Annotated in this window: 22 protein-coding genes; 3 read left to right on the top strand and 19 right to left on the bottom strand. The window is 51.9% G+C overall.

Annotated features, from left to right (window positions below; translation table 11 throughout):
* Nucleotides 1-16: 16 nt before the first annotated feature.
* From AB4Z33_RS05555 to cymR, 10 genes are all read right to left on the bottom strand, one after another.
* The gene (locus AB4Z33_RS05555) at nucleotides 17-328 is read right to left on the bottom strand and encodes a DUF1292 domain-containing protein (protein WP_337099473.1); all 312 of its coding nucleotides are present in this window, start codon (nucleotides 326-328) and stop codon (nucleotides 17-19) included.
* Entirely contained in the window at nucleotides 328-624 is a 297-nt protein-coding gene (locus tag AB4Z33_RS05550; protein WP_307200178.1) for a DUF1292 domain-containing protein, read from the bottom strand. The genes AB4Z33_RS05555 and AB4Z33_RS05550 overlap by 1 nt, the downstream gene beginning before the upstream one ends.
* An 8-nt stretch (nucleotides 625-632) precedes the next feature.
* Nucleotides 633-1,049 (bottom strand): Holliday junction resolvase RuvX, encoded by a 417-nt coding sequence (gene ruvX / locus AB4Z33_RS05545; protein ID WP_337099476.1) that lies wholly within the window; start codon nucleotides 1,047-1,049, stop codon nucleotides 633-635.
* Nucleotides 1,050-1,105: 56 nt separating this feature from the next.
* The gene (locus AB4Z33_RS05540) at nucleotides 1,106-1,369 is read right to left on the bottom strand and encodes an IreB family regulatory phosphoprotein (protein ID WP_307200181.1); all 264 of its coding nucleotides are present in this window, start codon (nucleotides 1,367-1,369) and stop codon (nucleotides 1,106-1,108) included.
* 103 nt (nucleotides 1,370-1,472) lie between these two features.
* A complete protein-coding gene (gene alaS / locus AB4Z33_RS05535; protein ID WP_442048962.1) occupies nucleotides 1,473-4,106 on the bottom strand; it encodes an alanine--tRNA ligase in 2,634 nt (877 codons plus the stop codon).
* A gap of 357 nt (nucleotides 4,107-4,463) precedes the next feature.
* Nucleotides 4,464-5,534: an AI-2E family transporter gene (locus tag AB4Z33_RS05530; protein WP_442048961.1), complete on the bottom strand. Its 1,071-nt coding sequence runs from the start codon at nucleotides 5,532-5,534 to the stop codon at nucleotides 4,464-4,466.
* Between the two features lie 171 nt (nucleotides 5,535-5,705).
* Nucleotides 5,706-5,909 (bottom strand): hypothetical protein, encoded by a 204-nt coding sequence (locus AB4Z33_RS05525; protein WP_337099480.1) that lies wholly within the window; start codon nucleotides 5,907-5,909, stop codon nucleotides 5,706-5,708.
* A gap of 13 nt (nucleotides 5,910-5,922) precedes the next feature.
* Nucleotides 5,923-6,459 carry a PRC-barrel domain-containing protein gene (locus AB4Z33_RS05520; RefSeq protein WP_442048960.1) on the bottom strand — a complete coding sequence of 179 codons (537 nt, stop codon included), beginning with the start codon at nucleotides 6,457-6,459 and terminating at the stop codon, nucleotides 5,923-5,925.
* 25 nt (nucleotides 6,460-6,484) lie between these two features.
* Nucleotides 6,485-7,636, bottom strand: coding sequence for a cysteine desulfurase family protein (locus tag AB4Z33_RS05515; RefSeq protein WP_442049016.1), 1,152 nt, complete (start codon nucleotides 7,634-7,636; stop codon nucleotides 6,485-6,487).
* Nucleotides 7,637-7,656: 20 nt separating this feature from the next.
* Nucleotides 7,657-8,076, bottom strand: a complete 420-nt coding sequence (gene cymR, locus AB4Z33_RS05510) for a cysteine metabolism transcriptional regulator CymR (RefSeq protein ID WP_442049015.1) — start codon at nucleotides 8,074-8,076, stop codon at nucleotides 7,657-7,659.
* A 213-nt stretch (nucleotides 8,077-8,289) separates the two neighbouring features.
* Between cymR and mnmA the strand changes: the two genes are divergently transcribed.
* Entirely contained in the window at nucleotides 8,290-9,429 is a 1,140-nt protein-coding gene (gene mnmA, locus AB4Z33_RS05505) for a tRNA 2-thiouridine(34) synthase MnmA (RefSeq protein WP_442048959.1), read from the top strand.
* A 319-nt stretch (nucleotides 9,430-9,748) separates the two neighbouring features.
* Here the strand turns inward: mnmA and AB4Z33_RS05500 are convergent, their stop codons facing one another.
* Complete coding sequence (locus AB4Z33_RS05500) at nucleotides 9,749-11,095, bottom strand: hemolysin family protein (protein WP_442048958.1); 1,347 nt, start codon at nucleotides 11,093-11,095, stop codon at nucleotides 9,749-9,751.
* A gap of 279 nt (nucleotides 11,096-11,374) precedes the next feature.
* On the opposite strand from AB4Z33_RS05500, the gene AB4Z33_RS05495 reads away from it, so the two are divergent.
* Both AB4Z33_RS05495 and AB4Z33_RS05490 read left to right on the top strand, forming a co-directional pair.
* On the top strand, nucleotides 11,375-11,959 hold the full coding sequence (locus tag AB4Z33_RS05495; protein ID WP_442048957.1) for a copper resistance CopC family protein: 585 nt from the start codon (nucleotides 11,375-11,377) through the stop codon (nucleotides 11,957-11,959).
* Nucleotides 11,960-13,045 (top strand): copper resistance D family protein, encoded by a 1,086-nt coding sequence (locus tag AB4Z33_RS05490; RefSeq protein WP_442048956.1) that lies wholly within the window; start codon nucleotides 11,960-11,962, stop codon nucleotides 13,043-13,045.
* A gap of 159 nt (nucleotides 13,046-13,204) precedes the next feature.
* Here the strand turns inward: AB4Z33_RS05490 and AB4Z33_RS05485 are convergent, their stop codons facing one another.
* From AB4Z33_RS05485 to AB4Z33_RS05450, 8 genes are read right to left on the bottom strand one after another with little or no spacing between them, the layout of a single operon-like run.
* Nucleotides 13,205-14,185: an ABC transporter substrate-binding protein gene (locus AB4Z33_RS05485; protein ID WP_442048955.1), complete on the bottom strand. Its 981-nt coding sequence runs from the start codon at nucleotides 14,183-14,185 to the stop codon at nucleotides 13,205-13,207.
* A gap of 18 nt (nucleotides 14,186-14,203) precedes the next feature.
* Nucleotides 14,204-14,986 (bottom strand): ABC transporter permease, encoded by a 783-nt coding sequence (locus tag AB4Z33_RS05480; RefSeq protein ID WP_337099489.1) that lies wholly within the window; start codon nucleotides 14,984-14,986, stop codon nucleotides 14,204-14,206.
* 50 nt (nucleotides 14,987-15,036) lie between these two features.
* Entirely contained in the window at nucleotides 15,037-16,122 is a 1,086-nt protein-coding gene (locus AB4Z33_RS05475; RefSeq protein WP_442048954.1) for an ABC transporter substrate-binding protein, read from the bottom strand.
* A 36-nt stretch (nucleotides 16,123-16,158) separates the two neighbouring features.
* Nucleotides 16,159-16,797 (bottom strand): YcnI family copper-binding membrane protein, encoded by a 639-nt coding sequence (locus AB4Z33_RS05470; RefSeq protein WP_442048953.1) that lies wholly within the window; start codon nucleotides 16,795-16,797, stop codon nucleotides 16,159-16,161.
* A gap of 40 nt (nucleotides 16,798-16,837) precedes the next feature.
* Nucleotides 16,838-18,475, bottom strand: a complete 1,638-nt coding sequence (locus AB4Z33_RS05465) for a copper resistance CopC/CopD family protein (RefSeq protein ID WP_442048952.1) — start codon at nucleotides 18,473-18,475, stop codon at nucleotides 16,838-16,840.
* Nucleotides 18,472-19,908 carry a 4-hydroxyphenylacetate 3-hydroxylase family protein gene (locus AB4Z33_RS05460; RefSeq protein WP_442048951.1) on the bottom strand — a complete coding sequence of 479 codons (1,437 nt, stop codon included), beginning with the start codon at nucleotides 19,906-19,908 and terminating at the stop codon, nucleotides 18,472-18,474. The genes AB4Z33_RS05465 and AB4Z33_RS05460 overlap by 4 nt, the downstream gene beginning before the upstream one ends.
* Nucleotides 19,909-19,932: 24 nt before the next feature.
* Nucleotides 19,933-20,850, bottom strand: a complete 918-nt coding sequence (locus AB4Z33_RS05455) for an ABC transporter ATP-binding protein (protein WP_442048950.1) — start codon at nucleotides 20,848-20,850, stop codon at nucleotides 19,933-19,935.
* Nucleotides 20,847-22,154: a 4-hydroxyphenylacetate 3-hydroxylase C-terminal domain-containing protein gene (locus AB4Z33_RS05450; RefSeq protein WP_442048949.1), complete on the bottom strand. Its 1,308-nt coding sequence runs from the start codon at nucleotides 22,152-22,154 to the stop codon at nucleotides 20,847-20,849. Before AB4Z33_RS05450 ends, AB4Z33_RS05455 begins: the two co-directional genes overlap by 4 nt.
* Between the last annotated feature and the right edge of the window lie 2 nt (nucleotides 22,155-22,156).

The raw sequence follows: 22,156 nt of genomic DNA, 5'->3' as shown, positions 1-22,156 counted from the left end.
TATCGCTTGCGGTCGCTTAAGGCATTTGATCGTCTGCAAAGAGCAGATCGTCATAGGCCTCGGCAGCCGCTTCCCATTCTTCATCGTCCTCGATCGTTTCAAGCTCCGGCTCTTCGCCGTCTTGAATGACTCGGAACAGCTCCACTTCATCTTCGCCGCTCATAGCTTCAGACTGCAGCGCTGCGTATACGATGTCGCCTAGTTGGAATTCAGCCTTAATTACGTACAGCTCCATGCCGCCGTCCTCTGCGACAAGCTCAATCTCCTTGCCGAATGCTTCCTTAAGCACGGACAGACGTTTTGGCGCTCCGCCTTCAGTCGTTGACATTAATCCTGCTCCTCTATTTCGCCGAGCAGCGTATTGAATGTCTCCTCGACCATATTCCACTCTTCCTCGTCCTCGATCGTGTAGAGCTTGAGATCGTCGCCTTCTTCTTCGTAACGGAAAGCGTACACCTCGTCCTCTTCCTCGTTGTCGCTGGCAAGCGGAACGACCATCATATATTTTTGATCCGAGCCGTCAACTTCGAACTTCATGATGACTTCGAATTCTTCCTCGTTGCCGTCCTCATCCGGAATATAAATAATTTCCGGCTCTTCAAACTGCATGTCGTCCTTTGTCATCGTTACCCTCACCTTTTCGTTTTAGAATCGAGATAATTTTGCAAAATCAGCGTCGCCGCCATTTTGTCCACGACTAGCTTGCGCTTCTTCCGGCTGACGTCCGCTTCGATAAGCGTCCTCTCGGCCGCTACCGTCGTCAGCCGTTCATCCCAAAGGTGAACTGGTATGTTTAGTTTCTGCTGGATCTGATCTGCAAATGCGATGCAAATTTCGCCACGCGGCCCGATCGTTCCGTTCATGTTCTTCGGCAAGCCGACAACGATCTCGCTAACCTCATGTTCCTTCACCAGCTCGGCAATGCGGTCGAATTCTCCCCCATCGCGCCTGCGCTCGATGACGCCCGTTCCTTGCGCCGTCCATCTGAACGCATCGCTTATCGCGACGCCGATGTTCCGATCTCCGTAATCCAATCCCATTAATCTCATCTCTTGCGTTGGCTCCTAAGCTTAATCGTATTGTTCTTATGGTACAAGCGCGAGACCTATGATTTCTTAGAATTCAAGTAGAAGCGGACAAGTTCTTCAATTAATTCGTCCCGTTCCTTCTTGCGGATTAAACTTCTGGCGTTGTTGTGCCGCGGAATATACGCAGGATCTCCGGACAACAAATACCCAACGATTTGGTTGATCGGGTTGTATTCCTTCTCTAGAAGCGCTTCGTGTACGGCAAGCAGGATGTCTCCAGAAGAAGATTCGACTCCCTCCGCCTTCACATTAAACTTCATCGTTTGGTCCATTGAACTCATCGCCAGCACCTCGCTTTCCAAAACTGCATTTACAAGCGCCTAAGGAGGCGTAAAGCGCGTTTCCTTGCTTTTGCCCCCTTATTCGGCTAGATATACATCCTTATCATATCACATTTGCGCTGCTTACAACTAGTTCTTCCGCAAGTTTCAACGCTTCATCGAGCTTGGATGCGTCTTTGCCGCCTGCTTGGGCCATATCCGGACGGCCGCCGCCGCTTCCGCCGCAATGTACAGCCGCTTCCTTCACGATCTTGCCGGCATGGAAGCCTTTCTTCACGAGATCGGCAGACACCGCTGCCGCCAAGTTCACCTTATCGTCCTGCACGGCGCCAAGCACAATCACGCTCGAAGGAAGCTTCACTTTGAGCTCGTCTACGATGCTGCGCAGCGCGTCCATCGATGGCGCGCTGACTTTAGCGCTAAGCACCGAGATACCGTTAACCGTCTTCGCTTGCGATTCAAGTGATCCCGCTTCAATACGGCTCAGCTTAGCTTGCAGCGATTCGTTCTCGCGCGACAACTCCTTCACTTGACCGAACAAAGCTTCAATCCGCTTAGGCACTTCGGACGTGTTCGACTTCAGCAGAACCCCCGACTGCTTCAACAGATCAAGCTGGCCTTCCAGGTAGTTATAAGCGTGCTTGCCGGTTACCGCTTCGATCCGCCTTACGCCGGAGCCGATACCGCTCTCGCCCAGCAGCTTGAACAGTCCGATCTGCGACGTATTCGTTACATGGCAGCCTCCGCATAGTTCGAGGCTATAGCTGCCGACTTGCACGACGCGTACAACGTCGCCGTACTTCTCGCCGAATAGCGCCATAGCGCCCATCGCTTTCGCTTCGTCAAGCGATTTGTTCTCGATTGTAACGCCTGTGCTAAGCCATATTTGCTCATTCACGCGGCGCTCGATGTCGACAAGCTCTTCTGCCGTAATGCTGCCGAAGTGCGAGAAGTCGAAGCGCAGACGCTCAGCTTCTACGAGCGAGCCCGCTTGGTTAACGTGATCGCCGAGCACTTCCTTAAGCGCTTTGTGCAGCAAGTGCGTTGCCGTATGATTTTTGATAATATCCTCGCGGATTGGCTTCGCTACGACAGCTTGCACCGTCTCTCCCGAACGTACCGATCCAGACGATACGACCGCATGATGAACGGTTTGGCCGTGCGGCGCTTTCGTCACGTTCTCGACTTGCAGCGTGAAGCCATTGCCCGTAATCGTACCGCGGTCTCCGATCTGTCCGCCGCTCTCCGCATAGAATGGCGTGCGGTCAAGAATAACGAGAACCTGGCTACCTTCGCCAGCCGCTTCAACCATTTCATCACCGGCAACAATAGCCGTAATTTGGGACTCAGTTACCAGTTCATTATAGCCAACAAATTCGCTTTTAACCGTGAAGTCGGACAACGGTCCGCCTTGCACCTTCATGCTGCCCGTCTCGCGACGGCCGCCGCGGCCGCGCTCGCGCTGCTGCTCCATGGCTTCATCGAAGCCTGCGCGATCAACGGTCATCCCGTTCTCTGCAGCGAAGTCTTCCGTCAAGTCGAACGGGAAGCCGTACGTATCGTATAAGCGGAACGCATCGTCGCCGCTAATTTCTTTACTTCCCGCCTTCGTTGCCGCAGCTACCAGCTCAGCGAGCATCGCAAGGCCATCGGACAACGTTTCATGGAATCGTTCTTCCTCTGTACGGATAACGCGCTCGATAAACTCGCGTTTGTCTACCACCTCTGGGTAATACACGCCCATCACTTCGCCTACGATACCTGTCAATCCATAAAGGAATGGACGATCGATGCCGATCGTCTTGCCGTAACGCACCGCGCGGCGCAGCAAGCGGCGGATAATATAGCCGCGGCCTTCATTCGAAGGCATAACGCCGTCGCCTACCGCGAACACAACGGTACGGATGTGGTCGGCAATGACTTTAAGAGCAACGTCATGCTCGGCGTTCACGTGGTACTTCACGTTAGCAATGGAGCAGGTACGGTCAATGATCGGCAAGAATAGATCGGTATCAAAGTTCGAATCGGCATCCTGCAGCACGCAAGAGAACCGTTCAAGCCCAGCGCCTGTATCAATGTTTTTATTCGGTAGCGGCGTATAGCTGCCGTCCTTGTTATGGTTGAATTCGGAGAATACGATGTTCCATACTTCGAGGAAACGTTCGTTCTCCCCGCCTGGCCAGCATTCCGGATCGGACAGATCGCCGTACTTGTCGCCGCGGTCGTAAAAAATTTCGGTACACGGGCCACAAGGGCCTTCGCCGATATCCCAGAAATTCTCGTCCAGCTTATAAATGCGTTCCGCTGGAAGGCCGATTTTCTTATTCCACAGGGCGAAAGCTTCTTCATCCTCCGGATAAACCGTTACCGACAGACGCTCCGGATCGAAGCCGATCCACTGCGGGCTCGTCAAGAATTCCCAACCCCACGTAATTGCATCTTCCTTGAAATAGTCGCCAATAGAGAAGTTGCCCAGCATTTCGAAGAACGTATGGTGACGGCGAGTTTTGCCTACGTTCTCGATGTCATTCGTGCGAATACATTTTTGCGAATTCGTAATGCGCGGGTTCTCCGGCACGACACGCCCGTCGAAGTAAGGCTTAAGCGGCGCCATGCCTGCGTTGATCCATAGCAAGGACGGATCGTTATGCGGGACGAGCGATGCGCTTGGTTCGATTTTGTGGCCTTTGCTTTCGAAGAAAGCAAGCCATTTGGCACGTATTTCACTAGCTTTCATAATAAGTACGCCTCCTCTATTGTGGGAAAACAAAAAACGCCCCTGTCAGAGACAGGGACGAAATGTATTCGCGGTACCACCCTGGTTATTGCTGCGCCGTTCTTCCACGCACAAGCAATCGCCTTAGAAGACGATAACGGGTCCAACCGGCGAAGTTCATTCACGCTCCGAAATCAGCTTTCGGCCGTTCTTCGTCATCAAGCCTTCTCAACCGACGCTGCCGCCCTATATCGGGACAGACAACGAAGAGGCTTTTCTCTGGCTGACGGGCAGCGGCTTACTTCATTTCGTCAAAGCTTTCCTAGTGTATAACACTATTCTACTAGTATCAAATTATAGCTACGCCGTCAGCCGCTGTCAAATGATCTTTCTTCGCACGTAGTAAGCGAACATGTGCTGTACAATGACCTTGCAAGCAGCGAAGATCGGTACGGCTAGAATCATGCCGACGACACCTGCAAGTTCACCGCCGACAAGCAATGCGAAGATGATGAGCAGCGGGTGCAGATGAAGCGTTCTGCCGACCACTTGCGGCGAGATGACGTTGCCCTCAAGAATTTGGCAAGCCGTATTGACGATGGCGACGAGCAGCACCATTTTCAGAGATACGGTCGAAGCAATTAAGAGCGCGGGCGCAGCGCCGAAGAACGGACCCATGTATGGAATGACGTTCGTTATCGCCACAATGCCCGCGAGCAGAAGCGCATAAGGCATTCCAATAATAAGATAGCCGAGGTAGGCAAGCACGCCAACGATCAAGCAGACGAGGAACTGACCGCGAATGTAGCTGCCAAGCGCGGAGTCGATGTCCTTAAGCAGTCTGACCGTGTTCTTGCGATGCGACTTCGGCACGTAAGTAATGACCGTTCTCTCGAATACATCGAAATCTTTCAGGATATAGAAAGCAAGGAACGGAATGATGAAGGCGATGAATACCGCGTTCAGCATCGAGCCGATATTGTTAATGAAGCCGAGCAAGCTCTCCGATACCTTCTTCTCCATCGTCAGCAGCGACTTGTTGATGCCCCCGCGGAAGCTCTCCGGCAAGAAAGACGTATTGTTAATGTCCGACACAATATTTTGGGCGCGCATCGACAGTTCCGGCACATGACGGTTGAATTCCTGCACTTGTTCGATGAACATCGGAATCAGATTGACGAGCAGCACCGTAATGGCAGCGCAGAACACGGCATAGATCAAGAGCACGGCAATCGTTCGCGGCACTTTGCGTTCATGCAGCATCGAGACGATCGGGTTAAGCACATAGGATATGATCATAGCGATAATAAAGGGAGCGAGCACCGCTCTCAAAAAAACATATACATTAAGCAGCAGCGGCTTAATAAGCAGCAGCAAATAAATCGCGATTAAGCCCAGTATGAGATAAACCAGCCAAACAAACAGACGGCTGTTCGTGAAACGCTCCACCGTCCACACCTCCGTACAATCTTCATCCTGCTTTCGCTGTCTTCCGAGCGCACATGCCGGATCTGATAAAGTATATGTACAAGCGGTGCAAATCATCCTTGAGGCGGCAAAAAAAAGGCGGCCCCCTCATAGGGCCGCGCTTTAAATTTCATATCGAATGGTGCAGGCCGACTAGTTAATCTGAACCTGCGATCCCGCAATTTCTTCTTCGAAGAACAAATCGTCAAGCGAGCTTAACGTTCCGTCCTCTTCCACTTGGTAAACCGACATTTTGTCGCCGTTAACAGTCAGTTCAATAAAGCAGCCCCAGCAGTAGAACTGGTGGGAACCGATCTTGCCGATATCTTTCGAATTGCAATTCGGACATCTCATCATCTAACATTTCTCCCTATCCTTTGAAATTGGAAGCTGCGACAGGCTCCAATTCCGCTTCACTGACAGCAGGAACGATAATCGCGTCTTCCCCGAGTAATACGGTATCTGGATCACTCGGCGCCTTCAGCCATTTACGCCCTTCCATCAGATCCGAAACAAAACCGTCCGTAAGCTCGTAGCCTACTATTTGTGTACCCTGAAACGGATAAAAATAAACATCCGATATTCGGCCCAGTTGATTTCCTTGCACCGTAACCACGGGCAAATCCTTCAGCTTGACGATCCCGGTATAGAAGGATCGCAGCAGCTCCTTCGGCTTCAGCCTCACAACCGCGCCCTCACTGCCAATAATGACTGCATCCTCGCCGCATGTCAGCACGTCTGTCCAGCGAACGATCTTGAGTGATAATGCGAGCCATCTCGGACTCTCTAGTACAAGCCCTTGCAATTGCCAATGCTCATCGAAGTACGCATCCTTAACCGTTCCAACCAGCTTACCCGAATGAATGACGATCACGGGCAGTCCAATAAGCCGTTGAAGTTTAATCACGCCTTGATTCGAGGCCTCCTAAAGGTTACTTTCGAATACGCCGCACAATTGTCGCTATTTTCTGCGAGGCTTCTTCTAATTCCTCCATAGTATTCYCCAAACCGAAGCTAAATCTTACCGCTGAAAGAAGCCGCTCTTGCGGAATATCCATCGCTCTAAGCACATGGGATCTCTCTAGCGCCCCCGAGGTGCAGGCCGATCCGCTTGAAGCCGCAATGCCTTCCAAATCGAGGTTCATGAGCATCGTCTCGGTATCAATACCGACGAAACTAATATTAACGATATGAGGCAGGCGATGCTCCTCGCTCCCGTTTACGACGATCTCCACATCAGGCAATGTGTTTCTAAGCAGCTCTACCCATCTATTACGAAGCTTGTCCATAAAAGGTTGCTTCTGATTGCGTTCGTTCACACAAATGTCAACAGCCGCGGCAAAACCAACAATGCCGGGCACGTTTTCTGTGCCTGCCCGGCGCTTGCGTTCCTGCGAGCCGCCATGCTGAATTGCTTCATATGGCGTACCATTCGCTATATATAATGCGCCCACGCCTTGCGGGCCATTAATCTTGTGCGCCGAGAAGCTCATGAGATCGATCGGCAGCTCGTTCAAGCGATAAGGCACGCTTCCCAAAGTTTGGACGGCGTCCACATGGAACAACGCACCGGCAGCTCTTACAATGTTGCCTATCTCTTGGATCGGCAGTATCGTCCCGACTTCATTATTGCCATGCATGATGCTTACGAGCCCCGTCTCAGGGGTCATTGCAGATGCAACCGCCTCCGGAGCGATATGTCCATCCTGCTGAACGGGAAGGTACGTTACCGTGAAACCTTCCTCCTTGCTCAACCACTCGCAGGTGTGCAGCACGGCGTGATGCTCGGTTGCCGCTGTTATAATATGGCTCTTGCCGCGCCGCCGCATCGCGCGCGCCGCCCCGACCAGCGCCGCATTGTCGCTCTCCGTTCCGCCGGAGGTGAACAGCAGCTCGGCAGGTCGGCAGCCGATCGCCGCCGCGATGAGGTCGCGGGCGCGGTTCACCTGCTGCTTCGCTTCTCTGCCGAACGCATGCATGCTGGAAGGATTGCCTCCCGGACCTTGCATGACCTCGAGCATCGCTCTCGCAACCTCGGGATGCATCGGCGTCGTCGCCGCATGGTCAAAGTAATATCTATTCATCATTGCAGTCGCATCCTTACTTAGATATAGAACATATAACTGTCTGCTTCGCCGGCATCTTGGAAGTTGATCATATCGGCAAGCGTTGTGGAATCCAGCACCGCTGCAATGCTGTCGCGAATGCGAAGCCACAGGTCGCGCTTAGCCGGGTCGTCCTCTTCCGTGAAGTCAACAGGCGAGATTGGACCTTCAAGGATACGAATAATATCGCCCGACGTAATCTGCTCGGGATCCTTTGATAGAATATAGCCGCCGTATGCGCCGCGAATACTCTTAACGAGCCCTGCGTTGCGAAGCGGAGCGACGAGTTGCTCCAAGTAATGCTCGGATAAATGATTGCGTTCCGCAATACTCTTAAGCGAGATTGGTCCTTCGCCGAACTTAGCTGCCAGCTCCATCATAATAGTTAAGCCATAACGGCCCTTCGTTGAAATTTTCAATGTAGGCACCCCTTTAAATTCATCATATTTTGTTGTTGCATTCATCGTTGTTCATATTGCTCTTTAATCCACTGTATTCCCATATTACTTCTATGTTAACATATCCCCCGCTTGCCATGTGCAAAAAGGTTGTCATCTTCATGAAAAACTTTTGCGTGTATGTTACAATAGACGTGATTTTCACGAAATGACAAGCAAGGCGGTGTTTCACCTATGACAAAACCAATCAGCTCGACGAGAGTTGTCGTCGGCATGTCCGGAGGCGTTGATTCCTCCGTTACGGCGCTGCTGCTCAAGCAAGCAGGCTATGACGTAGTCGGCATATTCATGAAGAACTGGGACGATACCGACGAGTTCGGCCATTGTACGGCCGAAGAGGACTCGGAGGACGTTCGCCGTGTCTGCGACCAGATCGGCATCCCTTATTATACCGTTAATTTCGAGAAGCAATATTTCGATAAAGTGTTTACTTACTTCTTGGATGAATACAAACGGGGGCGCACGCCTAATCCGGACGTCATGTGCAATCGCGAGATTAAGTTCGGAGACTTCCTGCAGCGCGCGCTTGAGCTTGGAGCGGACTACTTGGCTACCGGCCATTATGCACGTGTAGAGCGAGATGCAGACGGCGTCACGAAGCTGCTTCGCGGCGTCGATTCGAACAAGGATCAGACCTACTTCCTAAGCTCGCTTAATCAGAGGCAACTTGAGAAAGCGATGTTCCCGATCGGCCATTTGCCGAAGCCGGAAGTTCGCCGCATTGCCGAAGAGGCTGGATTGTATACGGCGAAAAAGAAGGACAGCACCGGCGTTTGCTTCATCGGCGAGCGCAATTTCAAGGAGTTTCTAAGCGGCTACTTGCCTGCCCGCTCCGGAGATATGATCGATATTCGCAGCGGCGAGAAGAAAGGCCGCCACGACGGCCTTATGTATTACACACTGGGTCAGCGACAAGGACTTGGCATCGGCGGATCCGGCACAGGCGAGCCATGGTTCGTTGCGGACAAAGATCTGGAGAGCAACGTTCTGTACGTCGTTCAAGGCGAGCAGCATGCCAGCCTATACTCGCACAGCTTGTCCGCAAGCGGTTTTAACTGGATTGCGCCAACGCTGTCTGATGCTCCGTTCCACTGCACGGCCAAGTTCCGCTACCGCCAGCAAGACCAAGGCGTAACGGTTACGATGCGTGCGGACGGCACTGCCGACATTGTGTTCGACAAGCCGCAAAAGGCAGTCACGCCTGGCCAAGCCGTCGTTCTCTATGACGGCGAAGTATGCCTCGGCGGCGGMACGATCGACGTCGTCCACAAGGTCGACGCAGCAGCATTCGAAGCGCAACTGCAAGCCAAATAAGCACAACAATAAGGGATGCCCTGAAATTTATCAGGCATCCCTTCTTATTGTAACGCTTCAGCTTATCCCATGCGCCTCGTCCCCATGCACTCTACCCAGATACAAATACATTACGGACTCAGAAGGAGCTAATCACTCGCATCAAGTAACATTGGTCATATTGCGGACTCTAGAAACCCTTATAACGTAAAACTCGAATAAATATTTTCACTTCTGTCGAATTAGCGACTCCTGTGTCCTTAACGAGCTCCTTTATCGCTGAAACGCTCAATTAGCGTTCCTATGGTCCGCAACAAACCACTCTCACCATACCTTGCCGTTAGCCAAACCGGCTGGAGCTTCCGCTATCGTCGCCCTTATCCCAGTCATCCTTGCGCACGTTAATGCGGGATACGCGCAAATGATCGGTTTCTTCGATGATGAAGGTGAACCCGCCGGGATAATGCACCCGTTGATCGCGCTTAGGCGGAATATCGATCTGCGAATAGATCCATCCTCCAATCGTATCGAAATCATCCGTATCAATATCCAGTCCGAAGTAGCTGTTAACCGCTTCAATTAACATGAGTCCGTTAATGGAGTAGGAAGCATCATCCCGCTTCTCAATATCGGCCCGCTCCTCGTCGAACTCATCCTGGATTTCCCCGACAATCTCCTCCATAATATCTTCGAGCGTAACAAGCCCCGATGTGCCTCCGTATTCATCGATCAGAATCGCGATTTGCGTCTTTTTTTTCTGCATTAGCTTGAGCAGCATGCTAATTTGCATGGACTCCGGCACGGACGTAATCGGCCTCGTAATTTGAGCAATATCGGTGATGCTATGCGCCGTGTCCTTCAGCAAATCCTTAATATGAATAAAGCCGATAATATTGTCTTTATCGTTCTCGCACACCGGATACCGCGTCAGCATCTGCTCCAGCGCGATTCGTTTGTTCTCGTCTATCGTCAGCGCCGTGTTCAAACAAATCATCTCGGTGCGGGGAATCATAATCTCGCGCGCGTTCGTTTCCGTGAAATCAAATATATTATCAACAAGCGTCAGCTCCGTATTGTCGATGAGTCCTCTCTTGTGGCTTTCCTTCATCAGAATACGTATTTCTTCCTCTGTATGCGCTGCATCCTTCTCCGTTGCCGGCTCGATGCCGATCGCTTTAAGCAACTGATTAGCCATGCCGTTCAACAGCCATATTAAGGGATACATCAGCTTGTGAAAAAAAACGAGCGGTGTCGCCGTCAGCAGCGTTACCGTCTCGGATTTTCGAATGGCGACCGTCTTAGGAGCGAGCTCCCCAAGCACGATATGCAAAACCGTAATAAAACTAAATGCAATAATGAACGAGACGGTGTGGATGAACACTTCGTTCTGAAAGCCGACCTGAGCGAACCAAGGCGCAAGCAGGCTGGCGACGGCAGGCTCACCAATCCATCCGAGACCAAGCGATGCAAGCGTAATACCTAGCTGGCAAGCGGACAGGTAGGCGTCTAAGTTGTTCGTCATGCGTGAGGCCAGCTTCGCGCGCGCGTGTCCCTCGGAGATCAGCGCGTCGATACGGCTTCCCCGTACCTTCACCATCGCAAATTCGGCAGCGACAAAAAAACCGTTCATAAACACCAAAACGACAATGAGCGTTAAAGACAATCCGAGCGGTAGAGGTTCACCCAATCGGTTCCTGCCACTCGCTTAGGCACAGCCTGCGGCGATGACAGGCGCACCTCCTTTGTTAGCCAAAGATTTGGCAATCTTTGTGTATTGTGTAATGAAGTATATTCGCCGTAAGCCCGCCAACATGCATACCTTAAGCCCATTCGGACATAAATTTGTCATAATGCTGAGACGAATAAGCCATTTATTTTTAAGCTAACGCAAACGTTAATCTGATATAATTCAATCAGATTCTGTATACGACCCATCTCTACCATACTATCTTTCAGGAGGATTACCGTGAAAAAAATACTGTTACTGTTGCTCGCAGCTCTCTGGCTCGTACCGGGGGTTGCATCTGCCCATTCCAAACTTGAAACGGCAGTACCCGAGAAAGATTCTACTGTTGCCGTGTCGCCGCAGAGCATCGAGCTCTCCTATAATACGAAGATCGAGGACCTGAGCAATCTGAAGCTGTTCAATGCTGCTGGTGAACAGGTTACTACCGATAAGACCGTTGTTGACGGCAAGACGATGAGCGCTGCGGTTCCAAGCGCCTTGCAGAATGGTATCTACACCGTCAAATGGACAATCATCGGAACGGACGGACACTCCGTAGAAGGCGAATATGCATTCACCGTGCAAGCCGCTGAACCTACCGTCGCACCGGTTGCAACGGAAGAGCCGGCAGCAACGACCGCGCCGACAACGGCGCCTACTGACACGCCTGCCGCTACAGACAATCCTGCAGAAACCGCAGCTCCCGACACGAGCTCAAGCGATGAGGATAGCTCTGGCATCAGCGGGACGACTACCGCAGTAATCGTCATTGGCGCAATCATCGTAATTGCGGCTGTAGTATTACTTGCTCGGAGGCGCAAATAGATGACCTACATTAGCGAAAGCTTACTGTACATTTGCTTTGCGCTATTGACAGGCGGCTTCCTGCTCCGGATTATTCCGGAGCAGAGAAGGCCTGATGTCCGAGTACCGAACTGGCTGCTCGTTGTATGCACCATCGCTATCCCTTTGCTCTCCTATGTTCCTATACATAATAACGCCGTCATATATGTTCGGGACTTCGATATGTCTTACGGCTCTATTTTGAAAAGTATTTTGCTCGACTTTAACATCGGCAAGGCGTGGATTTGGACCGTTGTCGGCTCAGCCGGTCTGCTCTGTCTGCTCGGCATCAAAGCGTTCAACACAGACAAGCATATGCCGAAGGTCGCTTTGTTCATCACCCTGCTGCTTATCGTTTGGCTCGGATATGCAGGGCATGCCTCATCGTTGTACGGGTTCAAAGGGCTCGTCGTCCATTCGGCGCACTTCTTGGCAGTCAGCATATGGATCGGCATATTGTTCGTCGTAAGCTGGTTCTCGGTCAACAATGACAACTGGAAGGCGTTCCTCGGCTGGTTCTCGCCTGTTGCGATCGGCGCCGTCCTCGTTGCGATCGGCGCAGGCATTATGTTGATGACATTCACAACGCCTGAATATGTGAACGCTTGGATGCTCCCCTACGGCCAGATGCTTCTTATTAAGCACTTGCTCATACTGCCGCTACTCCTCTTCGCCTTCACGAACGGGTTCGTATACAAGAAGGTTGCCGCACGCGATGCAGCATTCAATCCGCGAAGATGGCTGAAGGCAGAAAGTATCGTAGCGCTTCTCGTACTGATTGCAACCGCTGTTCTAGGTCAACAAGCCCCGCCGCATACGGTGAAGGAAACGCTGCAGTCCGTGTCGCCGTCGCCATTGTTCACCGGCTTGTATCAAGGCAGCTTTAGTCCGGACATTTCGATTGCATTCAAGCCCGGCCTCGAGAGCATTCTGATGTTTGCAGCCGCTCTGCTAATGGCAGGCGGACTCATTTGGATGTATCGCGCGAACCGCCTGATGCCCGCATTTCTGATGGGGCTTCTCGTAGCGGCGTTCGGATATTTTGGCCTCATGTTCTCGATTGTTTAAACTCCAAGGTGAAACGGCTAACGCCGTCCTCTGGCGGCGAGGCGCGTTTCATTCCGGAGAAATATAAGAAAAGTATAAGCATCTCATTTTATACTTTCTTATATTTTAAAAAAGGCAGTTCCCACTGGCAGCATAATTGCCAACACGGGATCTGCCTTTTCATTTTAATAATTCATCAACGCCGAACTCTTTCTTTCTCCCRCCTAGCGAAGCGACCGTGTCTATGACAAGCTGTTCATCCTTGGCGATACTCTCCAGCAGGGGTGCTGTACCGTAAGCTTTGCGGCTGAACGCACCTAGCCAACTAATATGTTCGATGCTCGTATGAGTCGTAAGCAGCTCGGCTGCATCGTGAACGTTGCTTGTCACCCATTCCTCGTAAACTCCGATTTCCGCTAATACGAGCTCGAATAACGCCTCTCTTCCCTCCATGCTCTCTTGTGTAGACACTAAGATATCGCGCTTCGCCGCCGAAGCTGAGCCATCTGCGATGACTCGCAAGCCAAGAGCTTCGATCTCGCTCCGTTCAGGCTCGCCGATCACCCAAGCGTCCGCCTTCCCATCCGCGAAGGAGGGTTCTACTTCTGCTGGACTGAGCTCTACGGACTTCACATCCTTCTGCTTCAGCTGTACGCTCGCAAGGACTTGAAGCAGCAGCAAGTGCTCATTCGAATAAGAAGTGTAGCCTATCTTCTTTCCCTTCAGATCATCCGCCGAATAGATGTCGGAATCCAGCGGCACCGCAACGGCATAAGCGGTCGGATTCGCTGGCTCGGCAGCCAAATAAACAACAGACGAACCTTCCCTATACAAGAAAGCGGGAGTCGCATCGCCTACCGAGCCGATATCGACACGCCCCGCCTCAATCGCTTCATACAATGCCGCATCGTCATCATACGACGTCCATTCCAGAACAATCGATTGCAAAGCAAGCTTAGCCTCAAGCTTGCCTTGCTCCTTAAGTCCGATGAAGATGCTGTTGCCGCTGTAACCAAATTTCAGCTTGCCTGCTTCGACAGGCAACCGGATCGTTTGCTCAGCAGATGGCCCGGCGGCAAATTGCTGCCGAGTACAGCCTATCAGCAGCGACAAAGCCGCCAGCAGGAGTAACCAAGCTATGCCGCCCTGCAACCTATTCATACCGACTGCCTCCTATAGCTAGGCATTGTTCGCCAGACCTTTCCGCCAGCGTGTGAACCGCGCCTCGATCAAGGCAAGCACATAATTGAGCAGCAGACCTACTACCGCAAGCAAAATAATGCCTGCGTACATATCTGGAATTTGGAATATTTCCTGCGAGTTGAGAATATAGAAGCCAAGTCCTGCCGAGGAGCCGATCATTTCAGCAGCTACCAATGCCGTGATACAATAAGCCCCGCCTAAGCGAATGCCCGTAAAAATACTGGGAGCGGCCGCCGGCAAAATAACCCGGAAGAAAATGAACAGCTGCGAGCCGCCCATAGACTTTGCCGAATCGATAAGCAGCTTCTCGACATGCTTGACGCCGCTCACGGTATTGAGCAGAATCGGCCAGAACGATGCCCAAAAAATGATAGCCGTTTTGGATGATTCGCCGATACCGAGAAATAGAATGAATACAGGGAACAAGGCGAATGCCGATACCTGCCTTGCCAACTGCAGCAACGGATCCAGAATCGTTTCGAAGCGCTTGAACCAGCCCAGCAGCAAACCGAGCAGCGTACCGGATGCAATCGCGAGCAGCAAGCCGGATAACGACCTGCGCAAGCTTGCCGAGACATGCGTCCAAAGCTCTCCGTTCGAGATGAGCTTCCCAATGGAGATGACAACATCGGACGGCGGGCTTAAGTAGGCCGGGTTAACAATGCCGAGACGAGGCAGCAGCTCCCACACGACGAAGAACAATAGAATCGCCAAACTGCGATCGATCGTTTTTGAAAGCCATTTAGTGTTCAACTTCATACTATACTCCTTTCATTGGTTTAGTTGGATTTATAAGAACAAAGATACCGTTACGTAGTAGCATCGCTGCCGCTCTCTTTGTCGGTGTCCGTTATAGCAGCCGTCTTCCCGGCGAATTCATTGAATTCATTCGTATATACGTCCTTGACCGTAATCTTGCCCTTCGGAATTTTGTCGTATTCTTCCAAAATATCGATATAGTATTGAATCGGATCCTCCGTTACAACCAGGTCATCCACATATGCAAAGCGATCGATATATTTCACATCTACGCCGAGCCGCTTCGCAATAATTCCTTTTGCTTCATCTGGATTTTCATTGACCCAATTCGCGGTTTTGGCAATTGCCGATACAAAATCCTTAACCGCTTGCGGATGCTCCTTCGCGAATTTGCCGTTTACGCTGTACGGGGCCATTCCGCCTAACCCGCCGTCAAGATCGTAGTCGCTCCATAATTTGACCAGCTTCTCATTGTATTCCGCTTTGCCCGAGAACGGCGCATGGATAATGGCAAGATCGATTCCGCCTTGCTCCAGCGTCTGCTCCTGCTTATCGTCAGGTACGACGAGGAACTCGATTTTACTAATGTCGACTCCCTGCTCCTTGAACCATTTCTTCGATACAAATTCCGCGCAAGCTCCGAAGCTATTGAATCCAATCGTCTTGCCTTCCAAATCTTTAGGCGTTTTAATGCTGCCGTCGTCCCTTACGAAATACTTCATATGAGGTGCTTCTTGAAGCGTCTTGCCCCCTGCGGAGACGACTTTAATGTCGGCGCCGCTAGCAATTGCCGATATGACAAGCGGCACCATTCGGGAGCCAAAATCGATGTCGCCCGTGCCGACCAATGGAATAATTTGCGGTGCGGCTATTTTGCCGACATACTTTGGTTTGGTTGTCGTTCCGTCGAAATAACCAAGCTCATCTGCCAAGTAAACGAGATCAAAGCCCGGGTTGTCAGGATATTTGAATTCTACGATCTCTTTATTGTCCGACGCGGCCCCGCTATTGCCAGTTGTAGTGGAATTTCCTTCTTTATTACCGGCATTGCCGCATGCGCTAATCGAAAGTGCCAGCACGATGATGGCGGCCAGCTTTGTTAAATGTCCCTTTTTTGCTAATTTGTCGATTATCATTTTTTTACGCTCCTCATATGAAAATAGTAACTTTCGTTAAGCAATTCCTTTTCTTCTACGCAGCGTCAAAGACAAGGCGATAACTCCAGCRGCCAGCGCCGCAAGCGCGACATAGAAAGCGGATGAGCTTAGCCAACCTTCATAACCCGAATTGGGCGGCGAGCTGGCTAGAACATGCCCCGCGCCTGCAGCATGGTGGCCGTCGCTGCCTGTTCCGGGAAGCACCTTTGTAACCGAAGCAGGAGTATCCGCCTCTGCGCCTCCGATCCATTCCACTACCGAACCGTCCGCATACGTCTGGAACGCTTTCCAGACAAGCTCCTTCGCATCATCCGACACCTTGCCCTGGAGCTTGAATTCACCGAACTCGCCGTCCTTCAGACCTTCTCCTTCCGTCGTCCATACGATCGCCGTATGATTACCGTCCGCATTCGTATCGAATCGGTAGCTCCACCCTGCTTGCGGCTGTACGCGGCTTATCGATACGCTGTCCGGGAATAACACCTCCACTTTCGTCGTCGACGACTCCTTCTCCGTCGGAACTCTTACCGTAAACACCTCATACGACCCCTGCGTCGTTTCCGCAGGAGATACCGTTACATGCGCCGAAGCCGTTCCGGCGAATAGCGTCAGCCACAGTGCGGCGATAATCGCTATCGGTAATACTCTTCTCATAACCTCTCCCTCTCCTCCTGTTTATTGCTGACCRGGTTTCCTATCTTGCTTCGCTATAGAACACTTTCTCGGTCGCGAATTCATCCGCGTCCGCGTTCAGAACGCGCACCTCAAGCTTCCATTTGCCGGGAAACAAGAGATAGTTCCCTTCTACGCTGTAATTAAAGTCGTAAAGACTTAACGGGCTTCCATTCGTTCGGACCTCTTTCAATGCGACATCGACCGGCGCAATATCCGGATTATCCTCGTAATGCAGCCGCAGCGTTACCTTTCTAAGCTCTTTTTCGCTGCCTCCTGCGGCTTGACCGCCAACGGAAACATTGAATTGATTGACAGATCCCGGCTCGTTAGGCGTAATAATGACGGCAATATGTACGCCCTTCACGTTCTCATGCCAGAATAGCGGCCCTGTCGCGGCGAGCGGATTCAGGTACGTGAATATGCCGGTTATTGCGATGATGGCCACGAACAATACGAGATCCACGCCCAACCACGCAAACAATCGGCTTCGCCTTCGCTTTCTGATTTGCGAGCGAATGAGTCCGCCTGTTGCAATCACGAGCAGCACAAGCCCGGCTTTGCCAAGCATCAACCTTCCCCACCAAGTATCGAGCAGATGCTTGAAGCCGTCCGTATACAAGATTGCAGTGGTCAGGCCGCTGACGACAAGCAGAGCGATTGCTATAAGAGCTGTTTRCGAGAGCACGGGATAGTACGATTCGGCATTGCTGCTTCTCTTTCTTGTTCCGAACGCTACGAATGCAAGCAGAACACCTGCCCATAGACTCGCCGCAACCAAATGCGCTACATCTAGCGCGAATGTCACGATCGGAATTGCAAATCCCATAGCATGGCCATTCAAGCCTTTAGCAGCGATAAGCAACAGCACCCAACCCGCATCGACGCCTTTCCGCCTGCCTAATATGAAATATCCAGCGACGGCGATAACCAAGGAAAGCATGTAAGAAATACCAATCGATGTACGGGTCAGTATAGCAGTGAGGTCAGACGCTTCGAATTCTTCCGCCAAATTGCGGTAATCGCTCCAAGCAAGGAGCCCGTACGCCAGCAACAGTACCGTTAGCAGAAGCTTTTGCCACTGCATATATTTCCGACGATTCTCATCGACGAGCCCTTTGGCGTATAGCTGCAAGCCAGCCCAGCCAGTCGCGGCAAGCAAAGCGAGATAATAGAAAGCTCTTATGACCCAATAACCTGCATTTTTCCCGATATCATGCTCTTCATGAAGACGCGCAGCCGAGGAATAGCCGATATTGGCGTCCGTCATTGCTCCTACCGTGAATACATACGATGCTTTGATCGGATGACCGTCTGCCGACAGGAGACGGTAAGTGACGGTATAACCTCCGCCCTCCAGCCGCGGGAGCGCTAAAGTCAACGTTTTTCGATTCTTATCTATGACCGCCTCGGATTCCGTAACCGGTAGTCCTTGACGGTTATATACCTTTACCTCAAAGCCTGTATTCTCAATTCTTTCGTTAAACGATAGCGTAACTTCCGGAGGCGAAGCTTCCAGTCGGCTATCCGGTGCCGGTATTGCTCTCGTCAATGACGAATGTGCGGATACAGACGCATAAGGGAATGCGAGAAGCGCCATTAGCAGCAGCGTAAACCCGACCGCGATACGGAACAAACGATGCCGAATGACGGGGATCATACGGATATGCGCAAAGCCTTATCGAGCAGCGCTTGTTTGTCGTACTCGGTATACTGGCCTGCGTATGTACGTACGGGATCGCCCGCATAGAAGCGTTCATACAGCTCATGCCTGGCGCCCAGCTGGCTGCCTACCAGCTCCCAAGCCAGCTTAAGCAGTCTGACTCGCTCTTCCGCTCCACGGTCCGCCCCCCGGTAATAGGTTTGTAACTGGGTGCCAAGCGGGCCTCTCAGCTCGGCAATGGTAGACGGCACTTGCAGCATCCCGGCGCCCGATAGCTGCTGAAGGATTTCCAGCGCTCTCGGATAATAACGATTGCCTAAGTTTTTGGCCGTCAAGATCGGCTGAAGCGCGGGCTCCCATACGCCATGCGGGCTATAGATCGCATGATGCTCGGCGGATAAGAGAAGAGATCTGATCGACTCCAGCTGGAAGAAAAGCTCGGCCAGCTTATCCTGAACATGCGCGAATCTCGTAATGCCTATCGATTCAGCAAGCTCGTTGCCGACCGTTGCCGTAAATTCCAGCTTGCTTACCAAACGAACGATGTTCTCGTGCAGGCTGAGCGAAGATACCGTTCGATCGGAGCGGATTTTCCAGATCGCTTCAGGATCTTCCTTAATGAACACCCGTTCCCAAGGTATCAGCGCATCTTCGAATACGAGCACGGCATCCATCTCATCGTAATGCGCGCTGAGCGGATGATCCTCCCATTCATCTCGTTCCGAGGCAAACGATTCCCGACAAATAAGATGAACACCCTCTTGATTGACAGGAATGGCGAACATGACGGCATATTGCTGCTCGTCGCCTGTTTTTTTGCTATGAGGAGAGACCATGATTTCATCCATATAAGGTCCGCCTGTAGCAATCATCTTCGCGCCCCTTACGATGATTCCGTCTTCCGTCTCACGCACGATGCGAACCGCAGTGTACAGATCGCCTAATTCCGACGCAAGCTTCGTCCTATCGATCTGCGGATCATGACCCGCCGCTGTAAGAAGCAAGTCATTATCTCTTACGTAAGCGAAGTAATCGGATATTTTTTGGGCAAATTGCGGTTGCTCATCGCGGATCAGTCCTTTGGCAATATGCCAACCGGTCAACTGCGAGCGATAAAATCCGCCGACGCGGCTCATAACGCCGAATGTAGCATCCGACCATAGCTTGAAGGAATGGCTGCGACGAAATAAATCCTCCTTCTGCTCCGGTATGAGGAAGGCAAGATTCGCTCTAGCCCCGGTCTCGGCAATGAACGTTAACTGTTGCTCTACAGACGGGTCGTCTTGCAGATCCATAATGGCTGCCACCGATTCAATCGTCCCCCGAAAGGCGGGGGACGACCTTATATCCGGTACGATATTTCCGTTCAGCCATACTCTTCTTCCGTCATTCAATCTTTGTATATAGCGGCTTCCTGCCGTTGACGTCATAAGCACTCACATCCTTCATCCGTCTTAGCCATGGTTCGCTGCCTTCTCGGGCAATAATTCAGCGGCAACCTGGTACGGCTGTCCTCCCCCATGTGCTCCTGCTATTGCTACAACGGTGTGTGCAGGCGCCGGCTTAACTCCAAGTTGACCCAATGAATCGGATTTATCTACTTCATCCTTCAAGATCTCCCACGCTCTTTGGCGCAGCTTGACGAACGCCTCGGAATTGCGAATATCGGCCGGTCGCGGTCGCTCCAGCGGAATGTCGATCAACTCTTTAATTTTGCCGGGTCTTGCCGTCATGACCGCGACCCGATCGGCCAAGAAGATCGCCTCGTCCAGACTGTGCGTGATGAACACGATCGTTTTTTTCTTCGAATCCCAAATACGCAGCAGCTCCGACTGAAGGATTTCCCTCGTTTGCGCGTCAAGCGCAGCGAAAGGCTCATCCATGAGCAGCACATCCGGCTCGTAGGCTAGCGAACGGGCAATCGCTACACGCTGCTTCATGCCGCCGGACAGCTCATGCGGATAACGGTTCTCGAACGCTTGCAAGCCGACAAGCTGGATATATTCACGCGCGATTTCCTTCCGCTCCTTCGCTCGAACCCCTCGAATTTGCAGGCCTACCTCGACGTTCTGAAGCACCGTGCGCCATGGAAACAGCGCATACCCTTGGAACACGACGCCGTGCTTCTTGTCGACTCCGTTGATCGGCTTGCCGTCAACCTCGATATCTCCTTCCGTTTGGCGGGATAGCCCCGCCAATATATTCAAGAAAGTCGACTTGCCGCAGCCGCTCGGCCCGAGTATAGCAAGAAATTCTCCTTCTTTGACGTCTAGATCGAAGTCGTCGAGCACCGATATACTGTCTTTCTTGCCAGCCTCATTCAATGCTTTAAACTGCATGCCAACCTTTCTCGCCGCTATCTTTACCGTCATAGCTGAGCCTCCTTTGGATTTGCTTTCGACCTTGTATCAATGCCTTGCCAGAATTGCTTATATCTTTCACGCAGCACCTGTACGGGATATTGTCTGAACAACTCTGACGACTGCACAATCGGATCTCCAAACGCATGCAACTCATGCAGCTTGCGCTTAGCAGCCTCCGCGCTTCCCGAGAGCCGCCAACCCAGCTGGAGGATCGTTGGCTTCTCCCCCTCTTTCCTTTGCCGCAAGAGATGCTGGTCACGCACAAATATGCCGGCTCCTATCCGTTGCAACACTTGCACGGCATGAGCATAATAGAGGCCGCCTGCTTTGCGAGCTGCTTCCAGCGGAACACTCGAAGGCAGAACGATTCCGGTTAAGCCGGCATCCGCCCCGATCTCCGCAGCATGGATCAGCGCCTTTAACGTCTCCACATTTTGAATAACCTCGCCTAGGTCGCCTTGAATATGCAGCTCCTTGACCTCGCCTGTCAGCTCCGCCAGAGCGAATGCCGTGCCCGTAACAAGCTCCAGCGCATCAAGCTGTCTCGATACCCATTGGTAGTCGGCGATCGCTTTGACATGGTGATGACCTAGCAGACTGCGAAGCTCCGGAGCATCGTTATCGTGCAATATTCTCTCCCTCGGTATCACTACATGTTCGTACGACACCTGAACACCTGCGTTCAGGCTCTCTGCCTGGGCTCCATACGGTCTGAGTTCTAATCCGGCAGATTGAACGGGAATAAGAACCGCCGAAGCAGGCGCTGCTTCCCCTTGTTCACGAATGAACACCAGTAATTCGTCCGCGAACAACGTATCGGAGTCAAAGGTCTGCTCGCCATGCAAAGTTATACCTTCCTTCGTATACTGAACAATCGGCAGATCCGCGTTTTTTCTAACTATTGGCTGGAATGAAGTCGTAATAATCGCCCGCTGCTTTAAGCTTTGCTGGAACAGAGCCGCCAATCGTCCTTTAGCTGCTGGCGGATTCACAGAAGATAGCAAGGATACATGTCCGTACCACCCCGCAAGCAAGGAATGCGCGTAATCAGCCCAACCGTTTCCGAATACCGAACCGCCATCGGATAAGCTGTAATATCCGGTTCTCTTGCGCCTCAGATCATCCAGTGAACTCGGCAGCAGGTAGGCCTGCTCCCTAAGCGGATGCTCCGCATTGTCCGTTACATGCGCGACTTTCGTCCATTCACGGCCATAGGCTGTATGCTCCTCTGCAGCGCCGATGAGCTTCTCATCCAGTCGAATGGAACGCCGGCTTGTCGTTGCGATTGTCTCCTGACTTTTGTTCATGGTCATCT

It is taken from the genome of Paenibacillus sp. 2TAB19 (genome assembly GCF_052115185.1).
Taxonomy (GTDB): Bacteria; Bacillota; Bacilli; order Paenibacillales; family Paenibacillaceae; genus Pristimantibacillus.
This window is presented reverse-complemented; position numbering and strand designations above follow the sequence as displayed.